8 protein-coding genes and 1 pseudogene are annotated in these 8,941 nt (G+C 37.8%); 2 read left to right on the top strand and 7 right to left on the bottom strand.

The window, feature by feature from the left end:
• Window positions 1-92: 92 nt before the first annotated feature.
• The 7 genes and pseudogenes from JCM15092_RS13740 to JCM15092_RS16315 all read right to left on the bottom strand — a co-directional run bounded on the left by JCM15092_RS13740 (window position 93) and on the right by JCM15092_RS16315 (window position 6,741).
• Window positions 93-1,193 carry an Mrp/NBP35 family ATP-binding protein gene (locus JCM15092_RS13740; protein WP_024995146.1) on the bottom strand — a complete coding sequence of 367 codons (1,101 nt, stop codon included), beginning with the start codon at window positions 1,191-1,193 and terminating at the stop codon, window positions 93-95.
• Window positions 1,194-1,217: 24 nt separating this feature from the next.
• Complete coding sequence (gene trmB, locus JCM15092_RS13735) at window positions 1,218-1,976, bottom strand: tRNA (guanosine(46)-N7)-methyltransferase TrmB (protein WP_024995145.1); 759 nt, start codon at window positions 1,974-1,976, stop codon at window positions 1,218-1,220.
• A gap of 111 nt (window positions 1,977-2,087) precedes the next feature.
• A complete protein-coding gene (locus tag JCM15092_RS13730; RefSeq protein WP_024995144.1) occupies window positions 2,088-2,729 on the bottom strand; it encodes a DUF975 family protein in 642 nt (213 codons plus the stop codon).
• Between the two features lie 15 nt (window positions 2,730-2,744).
• On the bottom strand, window positions 2,745-3,764 hold the full coding sequence (locus JCM15092_RS13725) for a branched-chain amino acid aminotransferase (RefSeq protein WP_024995143.1): 1,020 nt from the start codon (window positions 3,762-3,764) through the stop codon (window positions 2,745-2,747).
• Window positions 3,765-3,867: 103 nt separating this feature from the next.
• Complete coding sequence (gene xseB, locus JCM15092_RS13720) at window positions 3,868-4,065, bottom strand: exodeoxyribonuclease VII small subunit (protein WP_024995142.1); 198 nt, start codon at window positions 4,063-4,065, stop codon at window positions 3,868-3,870.
• 6 nt (window positions 4,066-4,071) lie between these two features.
• The gene (gene xseA, locus JCM15092_RS13715; protein ID WP_024995141.1) at window positions 4,072-5,376 is read right to left on the bottom strand and encodes an exodeoxyribonuclease VII large subunit; all 1,305 of its coding nucleotides are present in this window, start codon (window positions 5,374-5,376) and stop codon (window positions 4,072-4,074) included.
• A pseudogene (locus JCM15092_RS16315) lies at window positions 5,366-6,741 on the bottom strand (S8 family peptidase). The gene xseA and the pseudogene JCM15092_RS16315 overlap by 11 nt, the downstream one beginning before the upstream one ends.
• Window positions 6,742-6,881: 140 nt before the next feature.
• Here JCM15092_RS16315 and JCM15092_RS13705 point away from each other — a divergent pair.
• Both JCM15092_RS13705 and JCM15092_RS17145 read left to right on the top strand, forming a co-directional pair.
• Window positions 6,882-8,249: an MATE family efflux transporter gene (locus JCM15092_RS13705; RefSeq protein WP_024995140.1), complete on the top strand. Its 1,368-nt coding sequence runs from the start codon at window positions 6,882-6,884 to the stop codon at window positions 8,247-8,249.
• A 42-nt stretch (window positions 8,250-8,291) separates the two neighbouring features.
• Window positions 8,292-8,924, top strand: coding sequence for a cytidylate kinase-like family protein (locus tag JCM15092_RS17145; protein WP_024995139.1), 633 nt, complete (start codon window positions 8,292-8,294; stop codon window positions 8,922-8,924).
• The last annotated feature ends 17 nt before the right edge of the window (window positions 8,925-8,941 follow it).

Raw genomic sequence — 8,941 nt, 5'->3', positions numbered from 1 at the left:
CTAAAAAGAATAGCTGGAATCATATAAGTAATGATTCCAGCTATTCAATATAAATAGATCTCTTGCCCTAATTTGCAACAGCAAAAGTTATATTATTTCTTTATCTCCACAATATGAGTTGCAGGTCTTTCGGCATTACGTTTTTCAGTCTGTTCGACAACATTTTTTGCTAATTCCATAAATGCCTGGCCTGTTATGCTATCCTCTTCAAGTGCAGCAGGAGTACCTTTATCACCATTCTCACAGATGCTCTGAACAACAGGTATCTGTCCAATCAATGGCACATTCATCTCCTCTGCCAAGGTCTTCACACCCTCCTTACCAAAAAGGTAATATTTGTTTTCAGGAAGTTCAGCAGGAGTAAACCATGCCATATTCTCAACAAGTCCCAGAATAGGCACATTCACCTTATCATTAGTGTACATGTTTATACCTTTTCGTGCATCAGCAAGAGCAACCTGCTGAGGTGTACTTACTATAACTGCACCTGTTATTGCAAGAGTCTGTACAAGAGTAAGGTGAATATCACTTGTTCCTGGAGGTGTATCAAGGATAAAGTAATCCAGTTCACCCCATGCAGCATCAGCAATAAGTTGCTTCAATGCATTGCTTGCCATACTGCCACGCCACAATGTAGCCTGATTAGGGTCTACAAAGAAACCTATAGATAAAAGTTTTATACCATATTTTTCAACAGGCACGATAAGGTCACGACCATCTATACTCTCTGCATATGGACGTGCATCTTCAACTTGAAACATCTTAGGCATAGATGGACCGAAAATATCTGCATCAAGAAGTCCAACCTTGTAGCCTAACTTAGACAAAGATACAGCGAGGTTCGCAGCTACTGTAGACTTACCTACTCCACCTTTTCCGGAAGATACAGCTATGACATTCTTCACTTGAGGAAGAAGTTTACCAACCTCAGGGCGTGCTGCCTGACGGCTTACAGTAGATATTGTTACCTGTACATCTGGTGAAACATAAGTATGTATTGCTTTTTCTGCAGCTTTGATAACCGATTTCATAAATGGGTCAGTAGGTTTCTCGAATGTAAGCGAGAAGCTCACATTCATTCCATCTATACGCATATTGTCGTCTACCATATCAGCCTCGACAAGATTCTTCCCATTACCGGGATAACGCACTGTTGCAAGTGCATCCATTATAAGTTTGGGATATAGAGTCATATTGTATAATATTTAAATAAGTAATTATTTACTTGTAGCAAGTCCACTTCGCTTACTACGATTATAACTTCTGTATTCATCCAGTTCAATCTCAACATCAGGTTCACGAAGTTCACCCTCTTTAGTGAGATGAAATTTCAAATATTTTATATTTAGTCCACGGTCAAGCCACTGTTGTTCATAATATGTACGTATACCTAATATTTCATCAACAAGTCCTGAGCCATAGAGGTCCTCGGTCATAAAATCTACAGGCAGGTTATTCTCTTGAACCATATATTTAGTATAAGTAAACATAAAGTTACTGTCTGTTTTCAGATGGATTATGCCATCCGGAACAAGAAATTTCCTGTATCTGTTCATAAAATAGGTAGAGGTAAGCCTCTTTGTCGCCTTCTTCATCTGAGGGTCTGAGAATGTAAGCCATATCTCGCTTACCTCATTCTCGGCAAACATCCTATCAATTATTTCAATATTTGTACGAAGGAAAGCGACATTGGTCATGTTCTCCTTGAGTGCCTGGGTAGCACCAGTCCACATTCTTGATCCCTTTATATCTACACCTATGAAATTCTTATGTGGATATAGTTTTCCAAGTCCTACTGTATATTCGCCTCTGCCACAGCCCAGTTCCAGAACAATTGGGTTATCATTCTTAAAAAACTCCTTGTTCCATTTGCCCTTCATCTGGAATGGAACATTATCGGCTACAGAATATGGATATTCAAACACGTGCTGATATTCTCGCATATCAGCAAATTTATCTAACTTTCCTTTTCCCATATATTTATTATTTCATTGCAAATGTAATTATAATCTTTCGAAGATGAAAAAGAAAAAGTGCCCAGACTATATATGATAGTCTGAGCACCCTTTTATTATCGTTTATGAAAATTAATCAGCAATAATTTCTATAGAACTATATTTCTCTCTTTTTAAATCCTCATAGAAAGCAGCATGAATGGTCATATAATAAGGAAAGAGGAATAGCAATCCTATACCAAGTGTCATTAATGATAAAATCAGCCACCCAATAAGACTAAGATCCAAAAGGAAAAGTCGCATTTTATTTCCCTTCATCATCTTCATGCTCTCCTCTATTGCAGCGTTATAACTCAATTTGGGATTATCTATCATAAGAAAGATTGTCATAGAATATGAATAACACTTTATTATTCCAGGAATAACAAATAGCAGAGACCAAAGTATTACATAGATGTCTTGAATAAGCAATGTACCCAAAACCCTTCCATAATCTTTAAACCCTTCAAGAAGAGTATCAAATCTCAAGCTTTTCCCTCGTAAAAGAGTCAGAAAAGACATTCCATACCCATACGCAATAGGCAGAAGCAGAATAAAGAAGAAATCAGAAAAAGAGACATTAAAAGATCCTTCTAAATAAGATTCAGAAAATAAAGTAGGCACTGTTGGCGACTGAGATATCAAGATACAAACAAGAGTAATTCCGGCAGCAATCCACCAATCACCTTCAAGAGCTTCTAAAGCCTGATCCTTTAATGCTGAGAATGTTTTCATTTTATCAATTTCTAATTAATCTACAATTGTAACCCAATTATGAAGATCCGGCTCATCACCATATTGTATTGCACGCAACTTGTTATAAAGTTTTGTACATACAGGTCCCGGTTTGCCATCTTTTGAAATCACGTAAGAGTGGTTGTTATCAGGATCATCGATACGTAAGATTGGGCTTATAACTGCAGCAGTACCACAAGCGCCTGCCTCCTCGAATGTACTCAACTCTTCCTCAGCGATAGGACGGCGTTCTACCTTCAAACCCAAATCCTCTGCAAGTTGCATAAGACTCTTGTTTGTGATAGATGGTAATATAGATGTAGAAAGTGGAGTTACATAAGTATTATTCTTGATACCGAAGAAGTTAGCTGCGCCACACTCATCGATATATTTTTTCTCTTTAGCATCAAGATAGAACTCTGCTGAATAGCCTGCAGCATGAGCCTCTTGGCTTGCACGTAAGCTGGCTGCATAGTTACCACCGACTTTATATATACCTGTTCCCAGAGGAGCAGCACGGTCGTATTTACGTGTAATGATATAAGGAGTAGTAGCAAATCCACCCTTGAAATAAGGACCTACCGGAGTAACAAAAATTATAAACAGATACTCATTAGCAGGACGTACTCCTACCTGTGCACCCGTTCCGATAAGTAAAGGACGAATATAGAGAGAAGCACCACTTTCATAAGGAGGGATAAAACGCTCATTTGCCTTAACAGCAGTCTTTACAGCTTCAATGAATATCTCTGTAGGAAGTTCAGGCATCAATATTCCATTACATGTACTCTGAAGTCTCTGTGAATTTGCTTCAGGACGGAATATACGCACTTTGCCATCTTTACCACGGAAAGCCTTAAGACCTTCGAAAGCCTCCTGTCCATAGTGTAGACAAGTAGCTGCCATATGAATATTTATTGTCTCTTCAGAAGAGAGTTCTAATTTACCCCATTTGCCGTTTCTATAATAGCAACGTACATTATAATCTGTCTTCATGTATCCGAAAGACAGATTCGACCAATCAAGTTCTTCCATTTTATATATTTTTTGAGTTTATATTTGCATTATTTAGCAAAATTAAAAGTTATATTGACAAAAACCAATCAAATTGAAGATTATTATGTCTATAAGTATAGCATTACTCCTCTTCATTAAAAATTTTCTTCACCTCAGCATCAACTTTAAACAGTTTGTCATGACACGACTTTATAAGTTTCTGTGCCTCTTTTAAAGTTGTGGCAAGATTATCAATATCTATTTCGTTATTGTCTATCTTTTCCACTATCTCTTCAAGTCTTTTTATAGACTCTTCGTATGTTACCTCTTTTGCTGCCATAATCAATTATTTTGTTACTATACTTTTTATCTCACCATTATAAAGAATTGTGGTTAACTCATCTCCATCCGTTACTGAGCTCTTATCGCGTATCACTTTACCGTTTCTGAGAGTAAGACTATATCCTTTCTTAAGTATATTCTGTGGCGAAGAGTTTTTTATGTTTTGTTCAATAATCTCCAGTCTATGTTTCTCATTCATAAGCAGAGAATTTGCTGCCACAGACAACCTGTCATCAAGTCGCTGAATGCGGTTCTCCTCACATACTTTCATGGTTGAAAAAGATGAGGAGATGGTCATAGATATCTTCTGCCATCTGTGTCTTTCATCCTTAAGCCGATCCATCGTTGAGTATGATACCTCTTTTTTGAGTTCACTTAAGTGATATTTACCATCCTCTATTAAGGTCATCGCACCACTCCTGATAGAGTTATAACAATCCTGAAGATTATCGGATGCTAACTGCATTTTATCTATAAGCATTGCTGCAGCTGCGGTAGGAGTCTTAACTCTTGTATGCGATATCATATCAATCACTGTGTCATCTCTCTCATGACCTATACCGGTTATTATAGGTAAAGGAAACTGAGCACAGTTTGCCGCCAGCTCGTAAGTATCAAAACCTGACAAATCAGAGGTAGAACCTCCTCCCCTTATTATAACAACCACATCGAAACGGTCACGCTTCTCATTTATTCTGTCAAGAGCTGAAATTACCGACTCTTCTACCCTCTCTCCCTGCATAATTGCCGGGAAGAGAGAGGTATAAAATACATATCCTTTACTATTATTTATAAGTTGGTTGCTAAAGTCGCCATATCCTGCTGCCGTTTTTGAAGAGATAACTGCAACTCTTTGAGGCACCATTGGTATTATAAGTTCTTTATTAAGGTTAATCACACCTTCGGTCTCAAGTTGTCTAAGTATCTCCCGTCTTCTCTTCGCCATATCACCTAGGGTATAAGCAGGATCTATGTCAAGTACGGTAAGTGAATAACCATAAAGTTCATGGAAATCCACAGTCACTTTTACTAACACATTTATGCCGGCAGTAAATGGCTGCCCTGTTGACTCTTCAAAATATGGTTTTAGAAGAGAGAATACATTACTCCATATATTACCTCTTGCCTTGGCCATCAATCCATCACCACGTCCGCTTTTCTGTATGAACTCTACATAGCAGTGCCCAGAGCTGTTGACCTTAACATCGCTTATCTCCGCACGTATCCAATAGCAATCAGGAAGACATGTGTGTATGCTCTGTTTTACTAAAGTGTTGAGTTCAGCAAGAGTAAGAGGTTCATTTCTCATTTTTCTCATTGTTTTTCACCTCCTCTTTATATGCTTTCCACATATCAGGAACACCAAATCCGTAAATATTGTCAGGGAATATATATCTGTCACCGGCTCTCTGTACAGCCTCAACTACCTGCTTAGCTGTAAGCCATGGACAAGCTTGCCAAAAGTCTGCTACAATACCACACAATATAGGTGAAGAAAATGAGGTTCCATTACCCAAAGAGACAGTTCCGCTTTCACTGACTATAGCCGATGAGACCCCAACTGCCATAGCATCAGGTTTAGTTCTTCCATCGGAAGTGTCACCTACTGAAGAGAAATCACTATTTATAAGACCTCTTGTTACAGCACCAACTGTTATAATATTCTTTGCATCAGCTGGGGGAGAAATCTTCTTCCAGAGTTTTCTTCCTGAGTTACCTGCACTGTTAACAAGCACCATACCTTTGTCGGCTAACATAGAGGCAGAATTCGACATCAGTGAACTCTTTCCGTCGAGATCTCTATAGCGATAGTTTGCACTTTTGTCATCAAACTCAGCATATCCTAAAGATGTATTTATAACATCTACTCCTACGGAATCTGCAAATTCAACAGCAGCTGCCCAATAATCCTCTTCAACAGGAAACTCAGTATCATTATCCTCACTGCGCAGAAGCCAGTATGATGCCTCAGGTGCCGTACCTACCATTACATTTGGTTTATTTGCTGCCAAGCATGAGAGCACCTTCATACCATGTGAGTTCTCTGCATATATGTCTGAGTTAGGGTTAACGAAATCTCTGGTTCCCAAAAGATTAATCTTCTTGAAAAGCTTTATCTCGTCTACATTATAAAATCCGGCATCAATAACAGCAATATGCATATTTTTACCTTTAAATCCGGCATTATGAAGCTGTCACCATTATGAACATGTATCTGACGATATGCATCGCCATAATAGCTCTCCCTCTTGCTGTTCTTGTCTGTTACATCTTTCTTTCTGTTTGCATTACGTTGAGGTATTGAGTCGGGCGCAATCCATACCCTCTTAACCTTACTTATAAAAGGCATCTCCGCAAATTGAGCTATTTTACCGGAGTCATTAACTTCTATAACAATGGTATTATTCCACTTGCTCTTAGCTGCAATCCTCACTCCTGTACTGCTCACTGCCAGTAAGTATTGTTGAGATATAGGCAAATCAGTAGAGTCAAGTTTTAGATTCTGTCTTTTTCTTCTATCTATGGCACGCTGAGAGAGGAATTCTCCAGGATGGTCCAATGAGAACTCAGTCCCCTCTTTATCAGCCAGGTATAGTCTGAATTTATAACTCTTTTCAGCAGAAACTTCGAAACAAAAAAACGTAATTAGAATATATGATAATATCTTTTTCATGTTGTCTTAGGAAAAAATTAAAGTCAAATATAAGAATAATATGACTAAGATAAAAAGATATAATAATGTGAGTAGTATAATAGTTTAACAGATAACAAAAATATATGTAACTTTGCAGGATATAAGGATAACAATACAATATGAGTACAGAAAAAACTCCAACCGTTTTAGGAACAGAAAAGATTAGCAAACTTCTTCTGCAATACTCCATTCCGGCAATTATTGCCATGACAGCTGCTTCTCTCTATAACATGGTTGACGTCATTTTCATAGGCAAAGGTGTCGGTCCAATGGCTATATCAGGACTTGCCATCACTTTCCCGCTAATGAACATAACTACTGCATTCGGTGCACTCGTAGGTGTGGGAGCATCAACAATGATATCAGTAAGACTTGGACAGAAAGATTATGCCACAGCACAGAATGTTCTTGGCAATGTTGTCTCCCTTAACGTTATAATGGGTATTGTGTTAAGTATAATAGCATTGATTTTAATAGATCCAATACTCTATTTCTTCGGAGCCAGTGACCAGACAATACCTTACGCAAGGGATTTTATGCAGATTATTTTGTTAGGTAATGTCTTCAGCCATATGTATTTCGGTCTCAATGCAGTACTAAGAGCATCAGGACACCCTAAGAAAGCAATGTATGCCACAATAAATACAGTTGTGATAAATACTATACTTGCTCCGATATTTATATATGCATTCGACTGGGGTATACGAGGGGCTGCAACTGCTACCGTGACTGCACAGGTAATATCCCTTCTTTGGCAGCTTAAGATTTTCACAAACCAAAATGAACTACTCCATTTCAAAAAGGGTATATATAAGCTGAAAGGACATATAGTTAAAGCTATTATATCTGTGGGACTATCTCCTTTCTTAATGAATTTAGCAGCTTGTCTGATAGTTATATTGATGAATAACAGTCTGAAAAAGTACGATGGAGATTATGCAATCGGCGCATATGGTATAGTAAACAGAATAGTCTTCATCTTTGTAATGATTGTTATGGGACTTAACCAGGGTATGCAACCTATAGCAGGATACAATTTTGGTGCAAAACAATATGATAGAGTAAATGAGGTATTAAGAAAAACCATTTTTTTCGCTATTATAGTGACCACATCCGGATTCCTTATTGGTATGTTTGCCCCTGAATTTGTAGCATCTCTGTTTACAAATGATGAAAATCTAATTAAGATGGCTGCAAAAGGGTTCAGGATTGTTGTATTTTTCTTTCCTATTGTGGGCTTTCAGATGGTTGCTGCAAACTTTTTCCAGAGTATCGGCATTGCATGGAAAGCTATATTCTTATCTCTAACACGTCAGTTGCTGTTGCTGTTACCATTACTTCTGCTCCTGCCAATATGGTTCGGCGTAGATGGGATCTGGTACAGTATGCCTGTTTCCGATTTGGTGTCAAGTATAGTTGCAGCAATCATGCTTATTCAGCAGTTTAGAAAATATAAATACAAATCTCAAGAGAATCTATCGTTATAAATAATTATATTTGTTTACAAATAAACTTACATCTCAACGACTATGGCAAATGATAAATATGTTATAAACCTTGGACGTCAGCTTGGAAGCGGCGGAAGGGAGATTGGAAAGAAGCTGGCTGCGGAATTAGGAATAAATTGCTATGACAAGGAACTGCTTACATTGTCTGCCAAAGAGAGTGGGCTATGTCAGGAATTCTTTGAGAAAGCAGATGAACATACTTCTCAAAGTATTATAGGGGGAATATTCGGAACAAGATTCCCATTTTATAATGATGGAGTTATGCCTATAGGTAACTGTCTGAGCAATGAATCACTATTCAAGATACAGAGTGATGTAATACGCAATATAGCTGAAAAGGAGTCTGCTATCTTCATTGGAAGATGCGCCGATTATGTTCTGCGTGATAATCCAAGGTGTGTAAATATATTCATCTCAGCCAAAGAAGAATACAGATGTGAAAGATTAATGCAATCTAATGGAATATCAAAAGATGCTGCATTAGAGATGATTGAGAAGGCTGATAAAAAGAGAGCTGCGTATTATAACTATTACAGCTACAAGACATGGGGTGCTGCTGCAAGCTACCACCTATGCATTGATTCATCTGTATTAGGTATAGATGGAACTATAAAATTCATAAAAGAGTTTGTAAAGCTTAAGGTGGGATTATAATACAATATTATATACAT

It is taken from the genome of Phocaeicola paurosaccharolyticus JCM 15092 (assembly GCF_000613805.1).
GTDB lineage: Bacteria > Bacteroidota > Bacteroidia > Bacteroidales > Bacteroidaceae > Phocaeicola > Phocaeicola paurosaccharolyticus.
This window is presented reverse-complemented; position numbering and strand designations above follow the sequence as displayed.